Here is an 18,076-nt window from a genome sequence, read left to right on the forward strand (position 1 = left end):
CACTGGCCGGAAATTCGTCTAAGGTTTTCATAGGGTTGATCGCGGAAAACTTTCGCCGTAGTAGCCTGTAAAGGAGAACAATTAATGATAAATCCTGTTTTGCGCCGTCCTCGCACGTTATTATTTGCGATTCAAATCGCTATCGGTTGTACGTTCGTGACTTTCGCTTTGCCCTCGTCGGCCGCAGGCGATCTACAAGCGCTGCCCCAGCCGCCTGATGTCCTTCTTGGCCCACTGTTTACCGATGTACAAACAGCAAAATTATTCCCCGATCAGAAAACATTTGCTGATGCCGTTCCCAGGAATGATCCGTTGATGATCCTTGCGGATTACCGCATGCAGCGCAATCAATCAGGTTTCGACTTGCGCCATTTCGTTAACGTTAACTTTATTTTGCCCAAAGAAGGTAAAAAGTATGTCCCGCCTGAAGGGCAGACGTTACGCGAACACATCAACAGTTTGTGGCCAGTGCTGACGCGCACCACAGACAGCGTAGATGAATGGGATTCGCTGTTACCGTTGCCGAAACCGTATGTGGTGCCGGGGGGGCGTTTCCGCGAGGTCTATTATTGGGACAGCTATTTCACCATGCTTGGGCTTGCAGAAAGCGGGCACTGGGACAAAGTGCAGGACATGGTCGATAACTTTGCCCATGAAATCGACACCTGGGGACATATTCCTAACGGCAACCGCAGTTATTATCTGAGCCGCTCACAGCCACCCTTCTTTGCCTTCATGGTTAAACTGCTCGCCAGCCATAATGGCGACGAAACCTACACCACCTATTTGCCGCAGCTGAAAAAAGAGTACGGCTACTGGATGCAAGGCAGTGAAACGCTGGAACCCGGTACTGAAAATCTTCGGGTGGTGAAACTCAAAGATGGTTCGGTGTTAAACCGTTACTGGGATGATCGCGACACGCCGCGCACCGAATCGTATCTGGATGATGTGACCACAGCGAAGAACAATCCCAATCGACCGGCGACAGAAATTTATCGTGATCTGCGCGCGGCAGCCGCTTCAGGCTGGGATTTTAGCTCTCGCTGGATGGATAAACCCGAACAATTGGGCTCAATCCGTACCACCTCTATCGTGCCGGTAGATTTAAACGCACTGCTCTTCCAGATGGAAAAAACCCTGGCCCACGCCAGCATTGTGGCGAAAGACAGCACGGGTGCCACGCAATATCAGCAATCGGCAGATGCGCGCCAAAAAGCCATGGAAAAGCATCTTTGGAACGATAAACAAGGCTTCTATGCTGATTACGATCTCAAAACTCATGCCGCGCGTTCGCAACTCACGGCTGCAGCGCTGTTCCCGCTTTACGTGCATGTCGCGTCGAAAGATCGCGCGGATAAAATGGCTGCCCTCACCCGCTCTCAACTGCTGAAAACCGGGGGACTTGCCACGACCAATCTGAAAACGGGCCAGCAGTGGGATGCCCCAAATGGCTGGGCACCGCTTCAGTGGGTGGCTACTGAAGGTCTGCAAAATTACGGGCATAACGATCTGGCGATGGAAGTCTCCTGGCGTTTCCTGACTAACGTGCAACAGACCTATAACCGCGAGCAAAAACTGGTGGAGAAATATGACGTTTCCACCACCGGCACAGGCGGTGGCGGCGGTGAATATCCGTTGCAGGATGGATTCGGCTGGACTAACGGCGTCACATTGAAAATGCTCGATATGCTATGCGCTAAAGAGAAACCGTGCGATTCAGCTCCGGACAAATTGCCGTCTGCAACGCCGGGGCCGGTTAAAGATACTTCTGCAAAAACTGTGACTCAGTAATTCCTTTTACCCTCCTCTCCTGAAACGGGAGAGGCTGGGAACACCGTATTTCTGCCGTTAAAGAATATCCCTCATCTGAAGAACCCGCCCCACCGCTGCTAAAAACAATAATATTTTCATGGGTTTTCATCGACCCCCTGCCAATATTTGCACTTGAATCATCAAATAATAACGATAATAATTCGCATTCCTATAAACGCAGTGGTATCACCTGAATTCACACCACTATCGCTGACGCAGATCGGCATAAAACAAGACCTTCTTGGGAAAACATCAAATGAAACTGGCATTTACAGTAAAGCGTTCTGCTTTACTCTGCGCGCTTGCACTTGCGGCACCCGCTTACGCGCTGGCTGAAGATACCGTCATCGTCACCGCCACTCCGGCACAAACCTCCACCAGCCAAACTGAAGGTTATAGCGCGACAGTCAGCCGTGGCGCGACCAAAACCGATGAGCCACTGATCACCACCGGCCAATCTATTTCGGTCATTACCCGCCAGCAAATCGAAGACCAGGGCGCATTAACGGTAAACAGTGCGCTGAATTACACTCCGGGCGTGTTTACTGGCTTTGCGGGCGGCGCAACACGTTATGACACCGTGGCACTGCGCGGCTTCCATGGCGGCGACGTCAACAACACCTTCCTTGATGGCCTGCGCCTGATGAGCGATGGCGGCAGCTACAACGTGATTCAGGTTGACCCATGGTTCCTGGAGCGAATTGATGTGATTAAAGGGCCCTCTTCGGCACTTTACGGCCAGACCATTCCTGGCGGCCTTGTTATGGAAACATCAAAGCGACCGCAATTTATCGAAGAAGGCCACGTGCGTGCGATGGTCGGTAATAACAAGACCAACGGTACCGCATTTGATTACACCAATGCGATTAACGACGAATGGGCGTATCGCATTATCGGTTTAACCAAAAATAGCGACACCCAGTATGAGAAAACGCGCGACGAACGTTACGCGATTTCCCCGTCCCTTCTATGGCAGCCGGGTGAGAATACCTCGCTGGTACTGCGCGCTTATCTGGAAAAAGATCCTTCAGGTGGATTCCATGGCTCTGTTCCGGCGGATGGCAGTATCTATTCTTCTACCGGGCGCAAAATCAGCACCGATTTCTCTGACGTTGAGCCGGGCAATGACGAATTCAAACGCCACGAGCAGATATACAGCTACGAGTTTGCGCACAGCTTTAACGACGTCTGGGCGTTCCGCTCAAATGCCAGTTACACACACTCGAACGTTGGCCTGAAACAGGCTTATCAGATTGGCTGGGCGGACGTGGCCCATGACGAACTGATGCGTTACTACAGCGGCGAAACTTCATCGCTGGACGCGTACGCCATCGATAACCAACTTGAAGCTGATTTTGCGACCGGCGAACTGGATCACAAAGTAGTGCTCGGGGGTGAATTCCACAAATTCACCAACAATTTGTCCGATGACTCCGCCTACACCACGAACCTGAACCCGTGGACCGGCGAGTCTGGTGGCCCTGGCGGCTTCTACTATTACGATCCGCGTGACCCAACTTACTCCACCATCAACCAGGGTCTGCTGACCAAAGCCGGTAAACGCCAGTACGAACAGGCCGGTGTCTATTTGCAAGATGATATGCAGTGGGATCAATGGCATATGACACTCTCTGGCCGTTATGACCACATCGTGACCAAGAGCCATATCGTGGCTGATGCGATTGATAGCGAAGTCACCGATAACCGCACCGATGACCACTTCAGTGGTCGTGCATCTTTGCTGTACGCCTTCACAAACGGGTTTTCTCCGTACATCAGTTACAGCCAGGCCATTACGCCGCAGGTGTTGCCTGATGCCGAAGGCAAACTGCTGAAACCCACTACCGCTGAGCAGTATGAAGCGGGCGTAAAATATCAGCCTGTCGGTACGGCGGATATGTATACCGTTGCGCTGTATGACCTGACGCAGAAAGACGTGGGTAACCGCGTGGTTCAAGGCAGCTACTATGAACCCGCCGGTAAAGTGCATTCTCAGGGTGTGGAGCTTGAAGCGCGTTCTCAGTGGAACCCACGTTTCTCAACCATCGCCGGGTACACTTACAACAAAGTGCGCTTTAAAGATGCCATTGACGGTAACGATGGCAACACGCCATACGTCACGCCAGATCAGATGGCAAGCCTGTGGGGCATGTTCCAGGCCGACTTCGGCATCAGCCTGGGTTCGGGTATCCGTTATATCGGCAAGCAATGGGCGGATAATGAAAATACCCTGCGCGTGCCGTCGGTAACACTGCTCGATGCCATGGTGCGTGCAGATATGGGCGCGTGGACACCTTCGCTGAAAGGTGCTTTTGTGCAAGTTAACGCCACGAACCTGACCGGCCGTGATTACGTTGCGGGCTGTTACGGTACGGGTTACTGCTACTGGGGCGCGGAGCGTTCTGTGATTGCCACTGTGGGGTATGATTTCTAAGGATTGTTGTGCAAAACGGCCCCAGTAAATGGGGCCGTTTTAAGGGAATAGTTGTATTAGTCGCAGTTAGATATGACTGTCGGCTAAGAGCGAAAAGCGGAAGTTCGCATTTGTTTTTGTCTCTGATGGGTTTTAACGACCCCTTTGTATCGGTCAAATGGTTGGAGGTCGGGACGCAAAAAGAGTGACTATTGAATGGCAGTGGTTAGCCCTGACAAAACACCAGGGGCAAAATGTCAACCTTTGGTCTTTCTGATTACTTGATGAAAATGGATTGTAGGCATCTGTTTTTATGACAATTTGGGGCCACCCCCTATTTTTTTGTTTATATGAAAACTATAATATTGGAGCCTACTCACCCCAAGGAACGATTTAACATGGCAATAAATCAAAAGGACATCAAACTGTTGTGGGGTCGCTCCGGAAATCGATGTGCCCTCTGTAAGGCTGAGTTGACACAGGATAAGAACTCCGTTAAATCTGCATTTACATTGGGAGAGCAGGCCCATATTATCGGAGAGAAAGAAGAGGCGGCTAGAGGAAAATCGAATTTAACTCTGGATGAAAGAAATAGTTATCACAATCTTATTCTTCTTTGCCCAAACCATCATACGGAAATTGATAGAAATGTAGAAGATTGGCCAATCGAAAAACTTTATAATGTTAAGTCGGCACATGAATTATGGGTTTCAGAGACTCTTGGTAAAGTTGAAGACCAATATGTTTTAGCCAAGCAAGTTTCAGTAACTTCAATAATTGATGCTGCAGTGAAATATAGTCATTTAGAGAATTGGCAGAATTGGACTAGCTTTGCATTATCACCAGATCCGACATGGCCTAAAAATTTACCCGATGATATATTTGAATTCAGACAAAAAGTCATTTCTTCAATATGGCCTGAGGAGTTTGATGAGTTGCGGAGAGCCACTGAAACATTTTCCATAACACTTAACATAGCCGCTCAAGTTTTCATGAGACATTCTAATCTTTATGAAGACAATTACTACCCAGATAAATTTTATAAAACTGGTGGCTGGAATAATAATTATGAAGAGGATGTTAAAAAATATAAGAAATGGATTCAGGAGTGCCATGATTGGTTAGTGGAATCCACAAAATCAGCTAATTGGTTTGCTGATGTTGTTCGTAGAGATATTAATCCTATGTTTTTTGCTGAGAAAGGGCGATTCTTAACAATGGAGGGTGATATTCTAGGTTTTAAGGCTAAATTACATGTCTATACTAAAGAACAAAAAGGTTCATTGCCTGACTCACTTGACATCTAATTTAATTTTGAACGTGATTTCCTATCGGTTTCATACGAATTGATTATGTTAGCTCTTGGCACGGGGCAGACCTAAAGCAAAGTTGTTAGGTCCGCTGTGAGCGGAAAATGGACATTGTCCTCTAAGATAAGGCAGGTACATATCTAAAAGTAAATTGTGCTGTTTTAATTGATACTTACAGTGTTAACTTGGTAATAAAGATTGCCACCACTTATTCAAAATGGAATGGGTCATAAAGTTGAATGTGTTTAAATTAATAGGAACATCCTCATTCAACCATGTTCCACCTAAGGTTGAACATGCTCTCGCCCGCTCAGCATACCCATCCCATACTTCAGGGTGGGAGCACATCGGCTCAGGAAATGGCTGCCCTCCATGTAATGCCTTAGAACGGTAGCTATATATTTTTTTAAAAATCGCTGACAACGGTTCTATTTCCCAATCAATTCTTCCTGATTTTGGTCTCACATGTGGTTCATCTGGAAGGAAATGGAGGCAAAAATCTACAAATTTCTTTGTCGCCCCAAATGAATCTTTAAACTCATTAGCAATAATAGGGATGAAATGTCTAAATTCATTGGTATCCAATTTTTCATATAACTCAGGTTTGGCATGTTTAAATCTTTCTTCTTTAGACGCATTGGATATTGATGCAGATAATAGATGTTAATAATGTCCGCTCCTGGCACGCTGCAGCCGCTCGAAACACCTCTGACCGCTATAAGCGAGGAGCTGACATTAACCTCGCACGGATATCATCGGTTTGTCGGGAGCTCTCTAAAAGGGAATGGTTCGAAAGACTGGAACACTCAGATTTAAAGTGCAGCAAGGATTGCGGCTTCCATTTTCTCTGGCGTAGTGAACGGTGCAAAACGCTTGATCGGTTTGCCGTCGCGTCCGATCAGGAACTTAGTGAAGTTCCACTTGATCCGCCCACCCAGCACGCCGGGCAATTCTTCTTTCAGGTAACGAAACACCGGGTGCGTAGCGGCGCCGTTGACCTCTACTTTCTCGAACATCGGGAAGCTCACACCGTAGTTGATGTGACAGGTCTGAGCGATTTCGTCGGCGCCGCCAGGTTCCTGCTTACCGAATTGGTTGCAGGGGAAACCAAGCACCACCAGCCCCTGGGCGGCGTACTTCTTATAGAGCGCTTCAAGGCCTGTGTATTGCGGCGTGAAGCCACAATGGCTGGCGGTATTAACCACCAGAACCAGTTTACCCGCGTAGTCGGCCATTGAGATGAGCTGGCCACGCAGGCTGATAGCAGTCAGTTGATGAAAGGTGGTCATGTCAGAATCCTCAGAGCAGAGCCAGTACGACGACATTGCCATGAAGCACATTGCTGGCGTGATGTCTTGGTGAGTAAACCCGGCCCCTGATTGCGTGGCAGGTCCTTAATCTTGACTTCAAACTCCTGCACCGTTCTCGCTCCCGCTAGTTTTAGAACTGTCCTGCTTTTATCGACCCCGTGTTAATCGACACCGGCATACCGGAACGACGCGTCAGCGTAGCGCTTACTACGCTTGCATCCACGCCCGCCCCTTCGGTGGCATTACGCAGCTGCGTGGTCATTGGCAGCGGGACTTTCCGGTCAGATTCAAACTCGGCGCGGTTACGCGACAGCGGCTCGTGTACTTCAAGCCAGCGCTGCCCGTCTGGCTCGAGGGTGGTTTTCACCGGCTGATCGATAAACTGCACGCGCGTGCCGACCGGCACGTTATCGAACAGATATTTGATATCGTCTTTCCTCAGGCGGATACAGCCCTGACTCACCCGCAGGCCGATGCCAAAGTTGGCGTTGGTACCGTGAATGGCGTACAGCTTGCCGATGTAAATGGCATACAGCCCCATCGGGTTATCTTCCCCCGGCGGCACGAACGCAGGCAGGGTTTTACCCTCGCGGGCATACTCTTTTCGGGTGTTCGCCGTTGGCGTCCAGGCCGGGGCCTCCTGCTTACGCTCCACGTGGGTCACCCAGTTACGCGGCGTTTCCCGCCCCGCCTGACCGATACCAATCGGCAGAACCTGCACCGTGTTGCTCCCTTCCGGGTAGTAGTACAAGCGCATCTCCGCGACGTTTATCACAATGCCCTGACGAGCGGTATCCGGCAAAATCAGCTGCTGAGGAATGGTCAGTTGCGTTCCGGCACGCGGCAGGAACAGATCCACGCCGGGGTTGGCCTCGGTCATATTGCTGAACCCCTGATCGTACTGTGCAGCAAAATACTCCAGAGGTTGGGTGTTCCCTTCCGGTACGGTGATAACAAACGATTTACCGACCAGGCGACTCCCTTCCGGTGGCAGAGGATAGGTAACCGCCAATGCGCTGTGAGTCACGGCGGCAAGCACGAAGGCCAGCGAGGTTAAACGAATCATCATTTCCCTGTTCTCGAACATGATTGAGATACATTAAATATAACCCGCCGGAGCGAATTTTATGAGGAAAGTCTAAGAATTTGGGGGGAAGTGCCCGCTGTGGGAGCATTCGCGTAGAAGTCGATTAGCTACGTCCGCTACTGGCACAAGGCAGCTGTTGCCGCCCTGACATTCACCTCTCTATTATCCCCACTCCCATCGCCCCTCTGATAATCGGAATCGGCGTCAGCAAATGCTGATACATCAGCTCACCTGCCTTCACCGCATCGCGCGCCAGAATCGCGTCCATCAACATCTGATGCTGCTCGTGCTTATCATCCAGCATCTCCACCGACAGCACCGTTTTGCGCAGCCACATATAGCGATACCTTGCCGCCAGGTCGAATAGTCGCTCCCGCATCTGTAACAGATACTGCGATCCACACCCCGCGACAATCGCGGTATGAAATGCCTGATGCCGTTGATCCCACTCATCCAGCATGGTTTCGCTGGCATGGCGTGATTCCAGTTTGTTCAGCAGATGCATCCGGGCAAGCAGATCCGCTTCCCACTCTTCGCCACCGCGTTCGATGGCGAGGCGCACCAGCATGGCCTCCATATTGGCGCGGGCGTCAAAAATATCGAGCAGCTCCTGTTCGGACATCGGCGCGACCCGGTAGCCTTTCTGGTTAATGACCGTGACCAGCCCTTCGGCAACCAGCTGCGACAGAGCTTCGCGCAGCGGGCCGACGCCCAGTTCATAACGGGATGTCAGCAAGCTCATGCGCAGCTTTTCATCCGGCTGATAAACGCCGCGGATAATGTCGTTCTTCAGCCAGCGGTAGCCATCGATGGCCGTCGCCTGGGAAATAGTGGTCATGGTCATACTCCTGAAAATTCACAATACAGCCCCGACCTGCATGTCGGGGCAGACAGCTTAGCGCGTCTTCTACGGTCAGCGGCACCAGAATCAGAGAATTAAAGGCCGATGCACATATATTTGATTTCTAAGTAGTCTTCGATGCCGTATTTTGAGCCCTCGCGGCCAAGGCCAGAGGCTTTAACGCCGCCAAACGGGGCGACTTCGGTAGAGATAATGCCGGTGTTGATGCCGACAATGCCGTACTCCAGCGCTTCGCCCACGCGGAACACGCGGCTCATATCGCGGGCATAAAAATAGGCCGCCAGCCCAAATTCAGTATCGTTGGCCATGGCGATAACGTCGGCTTCATCTTTAAAGCGAAACAGCGGCGCCAGCGGGCCGAAGGTCTCCTCTTTTGCCACTTTGGCGCTGGCAGGCACATCTACCAGAATTGTGGGTTGGAAGAAGTTGCCGCCCAGCGAATGAGTATTGCCGCCGGTAATAATACGCGCGCCTTTTTCAACCGCATCGGCAATGTGCTCCTGCACTTTGGCGACCGCCTTGCTGTCGATCAGCGGCCCGGTGGTCACGCCTGGGGTCAGGCCGTCGCCGAGCTGCAGTTTGTCGACCGCCTGCTGGAGTTTTTCGGCAAAGCTGGCATAGACGCCTTCCTGAACATACAGGCGGTTGGCGCACACGCAGGTCTGCCCGGCGTTACGGAATTTCGAGGCCAGCGCCCCTTCTACGGCCTTATCCAGATCCGCATCGTCAAAGACAATAAAAGGTGCGTTGCCGCCCAGTTCCAGCGACACTTTTTTGATGTCCTTCGCGCACTGGGCCATTAACTGGCGGCCAACCTCGGTAGAACCCGTAAAGGATAGCTTGCGTACCAGCGGATTGCTGGTCAGCTCGTTGCCCACAGCAGCAGCGGAACCGGTCACCACGTTAAATACCCCGGCTGGGATCCCGGCGCGGCTCGCCAGTTCCGCCAGCGCCAGCGCCGAGAACGGTGTTTGACTGGCGGGTTTGAGCACCATGGTGCAGCCTGCCGCCAGCGCCGGGCCGGCCTTGCGGGTGATCATCGCCGACGGGAAGTTCCACGGGGTGATCGCCGCCGTCACGCCAATTGGCTGTTTGATCACCAGCAGGCGTTTATCGGCCTGATGGCCTGGAATGGTGTCGCCGTAAATCCGTTTACCCTCTTCGGCGAACCACTCTATAAAGGAAGCGGCATAGGCGATCTCACCTTTGGCTTCTGCCAGCGGTTTGCCCTGCTCCAGGGTCATTAGCCGGGCCAGGTCGTCCTGGTGGGCCATCATCAAATCGAACCAGCGGCGCAGAAGAGTAGCGCGCTCTTTGGCGGTGAGCGCGCGCCAGGCTGGCAGAGCGCGGTTGGCGGCCTCAATGGCCGCGCGGGTTTCCTCGGCGCCCATTTTCGGCACGCTGCCCAGAGGCTGGCCGTTCGCCGGGTTGGTGACGGTGATTGTTTCACCACCGTGTGCGTCGCGCCACTCTCCTTCTATATAGGCTTGTTGGCGGAATAAGCTGAGATCGTTGAGTTGCATGATGGTTTCCTGTCTCTGAATGATTAACGGGTAAACGCGGCATAGACAGTTTCCACACTACAGGCTGCCTGCAAAGAACGCCCGGGGTTATGCTGACTGGCCAGCAAGGTTTGAACCTTGCTCACAATATGGGCGCCAATCGGGATCGCCGAGGTGGCTGCCGGTGAGGGAGCATTGCAGGTGTGCAGAGTGCGCGGCGTGGTGACAAACAAAAAATCGTCGATTAATTTGCCGTCGGGCGAGACCGCCTGCGCCCGCACACCCGCAGGCCAGGGGTGCAGATCCTTCAGGGTCAGGCTCGGGCAGTATTTTTGCACCAGCCGCAGATAGCCGCTTTTGCACAATGAGTTTTTCATCTCCCCCAGCCCCGAGCGCAGGTTGCGCTGCAACACGCGACGAATGCCGGGCGAGCCCAGCATCTCCAGCGTATCGGATAACGAAAAATCGCCCTTGCGATAGCCTTCGCGCTTAAAAGCCAGCACGGCGTTGGGGCCGACGGTGACGCTGCCATCGATCATCCGCGTCAGATGCACGCCCAAAAACGGCATTGCCGGATCGGGGATCGGGTAGATAAGGTGGTTCACAATCTGATTATGTTCGGGGGCAAGGCGGAAATACTCCCCGCGGAACGGGCAGATAATAAAGCCGGGGTCGATGCCCAGCATGCTCACCAGCCGGTCGGCCATCAGCCCGGAGCAGCCGATCAGCGTGGCCGCTTCGTACTCCTGGCCCTGGCGGGTGTGGATGACCACGCCGCTGGCGTGCTCCTTCAGGGCGCTGACCTCCGCGCCGTAAATCACCTCGCCACCTTTCACCAGGAAGCGTTGGGCCATTGCCGCGGCCACCTCGCGATAGCTGACAATCCCGCTGGAGGGGACAAAAATCCCCCCCAGCCCAGTGATATTGGGCTCGCGCTCGCGCAGTTCCGCGGCGCTTAGCCAGGTGCGTTCCAGCCCGTTTGCGGCGGTGCGTTCCCACAGCGCCTGCATCCGCGCCATCTCCTGTTCGGAGGTGGCCACCAGCAGTTTGCCGCAGTTGTCATAGGCAATGCCGTGTTGATCGCAAAAAGCTTTGGTAGCCCGATTACCGGCGAGGCAGAACTGCGCCTTCAGGCTGCCGGGGGTGTAATAGACCCCTGCATGGATCACGCCGCTGTTGTGCCCGGTCTGGTGGCAGGCCGGGCCTGCCTCCTTTTCAAGCAGGGCAATGCGGGCATCCGGGTAAACTTCAATCAACTGCATGGCGGTCGACATGCCGATAATGCCGCCGCCGATAATCACAAAATCATACATCCGCTCAATTCCTTTGCCAGTGAACCCTTACTGATGCGTCTGGTAGTGCTGGGTGGCGTAGCTGATATAGCCGCGCTGACGCATCAGTTCGCGGCGCAGATCTGGGTGTGGGGTAAAGCGATCGCGACCGTGCAGCCAGAACAGATTATTAATCAGCAGGAATTTCCCCACTGGCACCGGAATGGAGAGGATGTTTTTGCTGCCTTCCAGCGCGTCAGACAGTTCGCTGAGCCAGACGCCCTCGGCAAAATCTTTCGGCTGGGCGAACTGGTCGATATAGCGCATCACCGGCCGCCCCTGCTGATCGACGTCAAACACCGGGTGGAACACATCCGCGGTGACGTTTTTACTCGGCGGCGCGGTCCAGCGCAGCGGGCGGCGGGCCAGCGGGTGGCTGAAGAACTGATCCAGACCCTCCCAGTCGTCGAGGTGCAACAGCAAGGAGTTGCCGCCCTGCATGTTCTGCTCGTCGATTTTCATCATCAGCACGTAGTCGGTCACCTCCTCCACGAAGGTACCGTCGTTGTGCAGCTCCAGCACGCGATGGGGCTGGCGCAGGTAGCTGTCTGAGTTATCAACGTTTTTCACCACAAAGCGGGCGTAATACTGGCCGCTCATGGCGTCGTAATTGGAGCGCCCGATGAGGTGCGCCACGGCGGTGGCAATCTTCACCATCTCATCTGCCTGAGCGACGTTATCGATTCCCACCGCGTTAATCAGCAAGGCGCCTTCGTCACGGCTGAGCAGCGTGTTCAGCAGCAGCGGCTGGAGCTGGTTGCAGCACATGTCGTCGAGGATCTTCGCGATTTTGAAACGCAGAAAGGATTTGTATTCCAGCGCCTGCACGGGCCACTGCTCTACCTCCCGCAGGAACTGCTGGGTGACCTCTGCGGAGAACGTGAGTTCCAGCAGACGCGGAGACTGCACGGATGGCGCGATACTGAAACCAGTGATAGTACGGGATAACGCATCGTCAGGCTGTTTTACGGCAGTAAGTGCATTCATCAGAATCAATCCTCTCAGAAAGTCTTCAGGAGACAGGGCAGTGCATTTCGTAGCCATAAATTAAAAATATCTACATTTTTGAGAAATGGGCATATATCGCTCAAATTGTTTAAATTTTGTGACGCAGGTGTAAAAAACGAGCATGAAAAGGGAGCAAAAAACGCGGTTTTCTGTCGATTCAAAGGCGATAGCGTGATAAGCCTCACGGAAAAAGCAGAAAAACAGCAACAAAAACGTGACATATCCACACAAATCTTAACAAATTGCGACGGCGAGACTGTACGGCCTCCTGGCGCTCCTCTATACCTTGATCCGTGTTACCTGCGACACATCAACAACACAGAGAAAAACGTATGGAACAGACTTCTGGCAAGAAAAGTGAAGCAATTCATAGCGATAATAAACCGCAATTTAACCGCTCCATCGGACTCATCTCTAACTTTTCACTCGGGTTCACCTACCTCTCTCCGCTGACGGCTGTCTATTCCCTGTTTGCACTGGCCGTGACGCTGGCGGGGCCACCGGCGATCTGGTGGATCCCTATTGTGGCCTGCGGGCAGCTACTGGTGGCGCTGGTGTTTGGCGAAGTGGCTTCCCAGTACCCGATTACCGGCGGGTTATACCCCTGGGCGCGCCGCCTGTGGGGCAAAAAATATGCGTGGATCGCCGCCTGGATTTACCTGTGGGCGCTGGTGGTCACCATCACCTCGGTGGCGGAATACACCGCCACCTTCGTCGGCTCGCTGTTCGGTTATGGGATCTCGGCAGGTAACATGCTGATCACCTCGGTGGTGCTGTTACTGCTGATGATGGCGGTGAACATGTCCGGCACCAAAAACCTCGCCCGGGTCGCCCGTATTGGCTTCTGGTGTGAAATCGTCAGCGTCATTGCACTGGGGATTTATCTACTGTTGTTCCATCGCGCGCAGCCGTTCTCGGTGGTGTTTGACTCCATGGGCGTGCTGGCGAAAGACGGCAGCTACCAGCCCGCGTTTATGGCGGCGGCGCTGATCGGCCTGTTCATGTTCTTCGGTTTTGAAGCCTGCGGCAACGTGGCGGAAGAGGTGAAAAACCCGAGCAAAAAAATCCCAATTGCGATGATCCTCAGCATCGTGTTTGGTGCGCTTTCTGCGATGGTATCTATCCTCGGCTACCTGCTGGCATCACCCAATCTGATGAATATCGTCAACGGCAAAATCACCGATCCGATCCCGGCTATCCTCAACGAAGCCCTCGGTGAAACCGGCGCCATGGTGTTTATCATCATCGCGGTGATTGCCATGTTGTCATGCATTCTGTCGCTGCAGGCTGCGTTAAGTCGCCTGATTTTCTCTTTCTCCCGCGACCAGATGCTACCGGGTAGCACCTGGATGTCGAAGCTGTCGAAAAACAGCGTGCCGGACAACGCGATGATCGTCAGTTGCCTGCTGCCGGTGACCATCTGCGTGTGGGTTTATGTCCAGCCGGATAACCTGGCGCGCATCACCGCCTTTGCGGTTATCGGGATCTACATCTCCTTCCAGATGGTGGTACTGGCTGCCCTGCGCCAGCGCCTGAAAGGCTGGAAACCTGCCGGGGAGTGGACCGTGGGCGGCTGGGGAATGCTGGTTAACGTGCTGGCGCTGGCCTATGGCCTGTGTGGGATCTGGCTGCTGGCGCAACCTGCCGAGAGCAGCAGTTTTATCGACCGCTGGACGGTGCTGGTTGGGCTGGCGGTGGTGGTGATATCCGGGCTGGTGTACATGACGCTGTCACGGCCGTTCGGGCGGTCAAACGCCCCGGAAAACGATGCCATCGAACATGCCAAACGCCTGAAGGCGGAACAATCTCTGTAACTTACTCAGACATAACAACGATCATCAATGGAGTCGGCTATGCAACACAACTTATTGATTAATGGCGAACTGGTGGCGGGCGAAGGTGAGCTGCAGCCCGTCTATAACCCGGCAACTGGCGAGGTGCTGGTGCAGATTGCCGAAGCCACACCTGCCCAGGTCGATGCGGCTGTACAGGCTGCCGATCGCGCGTTCCAGCAGTGGGGGCAGACTACGCCAAAAGCGCGTTCTGAGTACCTGCTGAAGCTGGCGGAGGTGATTGAACAGAATGCCGAAACCTTTGCCCGGCTGGAATCGCAAAACTGCGGCAAACCGCTGCACTGCGTGCTTAACGATGAAATCCCGGCCATCGCCGATGTGTTCCGCTTTTTCGCCGGTGCTACCCGTTGTCTGAACGGGCTTGCCGCAGGAGAGTACATGGAAGGTCACACCTCAATGATCCGCCGCGATCCGGTGGGCGTGGTGGCGTCGATCGCCCCGTGGAACTACCCGTTGATGATGGCCGCCTGGAAGCTGGGCCCGGCGCTGGCTGCGGGTAACTGCGTGGTTCTCAAACCCTCGGAAATCACGCCACTCACGGCGCTGAAACTGGCCGAACTGGCAAAAGATATCTTCCCTGCCGGGGTGGTGAACGTGCTGTTTGGGCGCGGTAAAACCGTGGGTGACCCGCTGACGGGCCATGAAAAAGTGCGCATGGTGTCGCTGACCGGCTCTATCGCTACTGGCGAGCATATTATTGCGCACACCGCGTCGTCGATTAAGCGCACTCATATGGAGCTGGGGGGTAAAGCGCCAGTGATCGTCTTTAACGATGCGGATATCGATGCCGTGGTTGAGGGCGTGCGCACCTTTGGCTTCTACAATGCCGGGCAGGACTGCACGGCGGCCTGCCGGATCTATGCGCAAAAAGAGGTCTATAACACTCTGGTCGAAAAACTGGGTGTCGCCGTGGCCAGCCTGAAAATGGGCGCCCCGGACGATGAAACCACCGAGCTGGGCCCGGTCAGCTCCGCCGCCCATCTGACACGCGTCAGCGAGGCGGTGGAACGCGCCAAAGCCCTGCCGCACATTCGGGTAGTGACCGGCGGTAACAAAGCCGACGGCAAAGGTTATTACTTCCAGCCAACCCTACTGGCCGGGGCGAAGCAAGGGGATGAAATCATCCAGCGCGAGGTCTTCGGCCCGGTGGTCAGCGTCACAGAATTCGACGACGAAGAACAGGTGCTGGCGTGGGCAAACGACTCCCAGTATGGCCTGGCGTCATCGGTCTGGACTCGGGACGTGGGCCGCGCACATCGCCTCAGCGCCCGCCTGCAGTATGGTTGCACCTGGGTAAATACCCACTTTATGCTGGTCAGCGAAATGCCACACGGCGGGCAGAAACTCTCCGGGTACGGCAAGGATATGTCAATGTATGGGCTGGAAGATTACACCGTGGTGCGTCATGTGATGATTAAGCACGGATAACAGCTACGTGGCTGCAATAGTAAATTATATTGCAGCCACTGCTTTATGAACTGGCAAGCTATCAGCCGCGACTCCCGCGCAATACCAGGCTAATTCCCGTCATTGTCTTTTAATTGTTTTGGCATCTACCGCCCTATCTACCGTAGCAAAATGGATCTTATGTCCCTGAGTGACAACATACTCATCGAGCATATAGCCAACGGCAGGATGAAGCAGAAGGCCAGCGGCTTTGAGTGAAAGTGGGTCTGCTTTGAGCGAGGAGCGGAAGTTCAAAGGAGTGAATACATTTTGATGCTAAGACAACTTTGAGGACTAAATAGTTATTAAATAGCTTATTCGATCCTACCTAAAATCATCATTAATTAATACGTTATCAATAATTTTAATAAAAATAAATATAGATATAGATATAGATATAGATATAGATAACGGTGCGAATTATTCTTAAAATTGCTCTCTGCATATAGATGACTTTGAGAAAATGTCATCATCTCGACAGGCATTTTTGATTGCATTAACTTCATTGCCTTGGGCAAGAGGAGTCCAGTAATTATCAACAACCAGATATTTTTGCCTTGTATTGGCGTCTCTAATTTTAAGAAAATCCAAAGCTCGTTCAATAATATTCATAGCTTTGTTTTTTGAACTGGTTCTATAATCAGCATATACAATTAAAGCCTCTGGGGTCATATAATCTCTTGCTGTGAGAGGAGGTATGCGAAAGCTAACTTCGGATTTTGCACCCAATACATTGCCATTCATTTCCTTGTATTCAAAGGCAGGCATATAGGTAGAATTCCCCCCCGGTAAAGTGACGCTATTTTCAGAAATAGTCCCATAAACGTGCTTGTTAATTTTGAATAATATTTCCTGGCCAAATTCTGGAGAAATTCGGAATTGTTCAACAACTTGATCTGTAGAACTATTATTTATGAGCTTAAACTCATATCCACGTTCCAGAGAACGAACGTATTTGACCTGAACATCTCCCGTGAAGAAGTCAAAGATGTAGCTACTAACTACAGGTAAGATACCTATCGTTGCCAACCACAGGATGGTTTTATTTATATTCCTCAAGGAGTTCCATCTGGTTTTTATTTTTGTTTTGCTGTCTTTTGGCATTCTCTGTTGCCTTTTACCTTTTTTCCTTACCATTTTATTTAAAAGTTTCCTTTTAATGTTAACGTACCTTGTTAGGACAGGAAGATTACTAAAGTTTTTATTATAATACAACATGTTATAAATGATGTATCGTTGAGCCTCAAGTACTTTTATTTCTAATCTTAACTGCGTTATTATACGTCCCCTTCTGGCACCGGGTTATATTGCAGCCCTAACAATCTTAGACTTCAATCGACTCAGAGATCTCCATCGCATCATTTTAGTGGCCCCCAAAAATTAGGCTTCGGTATGAGCGATTTCTAGAACTACAAAAAGTCCGGTCCTGGCACTGAACTGACTGTCAGGAGCGAACCATATAAGCTAAAAATGATTCATCCAAGTAATAGTCACACTGGTACACATAAGGCTAAATAGCGAAATTTTCATTACATGCAACTCCCCGAAATACTTTGCGAAGCGCCTTCCAGGTCATAAAACACGCGCTTTCATCCATACAGCAATACTTTTATAGTCATCACGCACCTCCGTATGAGGTGCCAGGATTGGCGTCCTGCAATTACCATGGACATTAACTAATGCTTACCATGGAGACTGCCAAAATGGCTGGTAATATTAATTTTTACCCTTCCCAACCCGTTAGCGTAAACACGTCAGCACTCGATGTTATTGATCTTGCCGAACGCTGTGAACTCCTTACCGACGTATTAATAGACTGCAATAATCCAGCCGAATGCGCGGCGTTATGCCATCACTTGAATGCCCATTTGGATGCACTAAAAGAAAACCTGGAAAAACCACTCTCTCCTGGCCGTATTGAGCAGCTTTCCGTTAATAGTCCGTCAGATTTTCCTGAATCACATTGGCTAGCTGATTCTGATGATTTATGTGATTACTGCCAGGTGGTAACCCAAATGTTGTTGTGCCACTCATTACCACTAAAAACGGCGCACACTCTTACGGGGTTACTAATGAGACTGGTGAATACATTAGTCGATGACTTGAAAACACCTAGATTTTTGCGGGAACAAACTGTTTAGC

At 52.1% G+C, this 18,076-nt stretch carries 14 protein-coding genes and 1 pseudogene; 6 read left to right on the forward strand and 9 right to left on the reverse strand.

The genetic code is table 11. The features are described 5' to 3' along the window. Nucleotides 1–84 precede the first annotated feature (84 nt). The 3 genes from treA (at nt 85) to BSPA111_RS01635 (ending at nt 5,532) form a co-directional block, all read left to right on the forward strand. Nucleotides 85–1,791: an alpha,alpha-trehalase TreA gene (gene treA / locus BSPA111_RS01625; protein ID WP_183269479.1), complete on the forward strand. Its 1,707-nt coding sequence runs from the start codon at nt 85–87 to the stop codon at nt 1,789–1,791. Nucleotides 1,792–2,068: 277 nt separating this feature from the next. Continuing rightward, nucleotides 2,069–4,246: a TonB-dependent siderophore receptor gene (locus tag BSPA111_RS01630; RefSeq protein ID WP_183269480.1), complete on the forward strand. Its 2,178-nt coding sequence runs from the start codon at nt 2,069–2,071 to the stop codon at nt 4,244–4,246. 377 nt (nt 4,247–4,623) lie between these two features. After that, a complete protein-coding gene (locus tag BSPA111_RS01635) occupies nt 4,624–5,532 on the forward strand; it encodes an HNH endonuclease signature motif containing protein (protein ID WP_183269481.1) in 909 nt (302 codons plus the stop codon). A gap of 183 nt (nt 5,533–5,715) precedes the next feature. Here the strand turns inward: BSPA111_RS01635 and BSPA111_RS01640 are convergent, their stop codons facing one another. The 7 genes from BSPA111_RS01640 to glaH form a co-directional block, all read right to left on the reverse strand. Continuing rightward, nucleotides 5,716–6,120 (reverse strand): hypothetical protein, encoded by a 405-nt coding sequence (locus BSPA111_RS01640; RefSeq protein ID WP_183269482.1) that lies wholly within the window; start codon nt 6,118–6,120, stop codon nt 5,716–5,718. Nucleotides 6,121–6,347: 227 nt separating this feature from the next. Continuing rightward, nucleotides 6,348–6,824 (reverse strand): glutathione peroxidase, encoded by a 477-nt coding sequence (locus tag BSPA111_RS01645; protein ID WP_183269483.1) that lies wholly within the window; start codon nt 6,822–6,824, stop codon nt 6,348–6,350. A gap of 151 nt (nt 6,825–6,975) precedes the next feature. Next, nucleotides 6,976–7,914: a L,D-transpeptidase gene (gene ldtA, locus BSPA111_RS01650; RefSeq protein WP_183269484.1), complete on the reverse strand. Its 939-nt coding sequence runs from the start codon at nt 7,912–7,914 to the stop codon at nt 6,976–6,978. Nucleotides 7,915–8,083: 169 nt separating this feature from the next. After that, nucleotides 8,084–8,770 (reverse strand): DNA-binding transcriptional regulator CsiR, encoded by a 687-nt coding sequence (gene csiR / locus BSPA111_RS01655; protein ID WP_183269485.1) that lies wholly within the window; start codon nt 8,768–8,770, stop codon nt 8,084–8,086. A gap of 98 nt (nt 8,771–8,868) precedes the next feature. Continuing rightward, a complete protein-coding gene (gene gabD, locus BSPA111_RS01660; protein ID WP_183269486.1) occupies nt 8,869–10,317 on the reverse strand; it encodes an NADP-dependent succinate-semialdehyde dehydrogenase in 1,449 nt (482 codons plus the stop codon). Nucleotides 10,318–10,340: 23 nt separating this feature from the next. Continuing rightward, on the reverse strand, nt 10,341–11,609 hold the full coding sequence (gene lhgO, locus BSPA111_RS01665) for an L-2-hydroxyglutarate oxidase (RefSeq protein WP_183269487.1): 1,269 nt from the start codon (nt 11,607–11,609) through the stop codon (nt 10,341–10,343). Between the two features lie 27 nt (nt 11,610–11,636). Next, on the reverse strand, nt 11,637–12,614 hold the full coding sequence (gene glaH / locus BSPA111_RS01670) for a glutarate dioxygenase GlaH (RefSeq protein WP_183269488.1): 978 nt from the start codon (nt 12,612–12,614) through the stop codon (nt 11,637–11,639). Between the two features lie 353 nt (nt 12,615–12,967). On the opposite strand from glaH, the gene BSPA111_RS01675 reads away from it, so the two are divergent. Continuing rightward, entirely contained in the window at nt 12,968–14,449 is a 1,482-nt protein-coding gene (locus tag BSPA111_RS01675; RefSeq protein ID WP_183269489.1) for an APC family permease, read from the forward strand. 39 nt (nt 14,450–14,488) lie between these two features. After that, entirely contained in the window at nt 14,489–15,916 is a 1,428-nt protein-coding gene (gene patD, locus BSPA111_RS01680; RefSeq protein WP_183269490.1) for an aminobutyraldehyde dehydrogenase, read from the forward strand. Nucleotides 15,917–15,940: 24 nt separating this feature from the next. On the opposite strand, the pseudogene BSPA111_RS22555 reads toward patD, so the two are convergent. Further along, a pseudogene (locus tag BSPA111_RS22555) lies at nt 15,941–16,168 on the reverse strand (5-methylcytosine-specific restriction endonuclease system specificity protein McrC); the annotation flags it as partial. A 192-nt stretch (nt 16,169–16,360) separates the two neighbouring features. Further along, on the reverse strand, nt 16,361–17,038 hold the full coding sequence (locus BSPA111_RS01685) for a hypothetical protein (protein ID WP_183269491.1): 678 nt from the start codon (nt 17,036–17,038) through the stop codon (nt 16,361–16,363). Nucleotides 17,039–17,637: 599 nt separating this feature from the next. On the opposite strand from BSPA111_RS01685, the gene BSPA111_RS01690 reads away from it, so the two are divergent. Next, nucleotides 17,638–18,075, forward strand: a complete 438-nt coding sequence (locus tag BSPA111_RS01690) for a hypothetical protein (protein WP_183269492.1) — start codon at nt 17,638–17,640, stop codon at nt 18,073–18,075. Nucleotide 18,076: the final 1 nt, after the last annotated feature.

Origin of the sequence: Buttiauxella sp. A111 (genome assembly GCF_014189855.1) — a bacterium.
GTDB lineage: Bacteria > Pseudomonadota > Gammaproteobacteria > Enterobacterales > Enterobacteriaceae > Buttiauxella > Buttiauxella selenatireducens.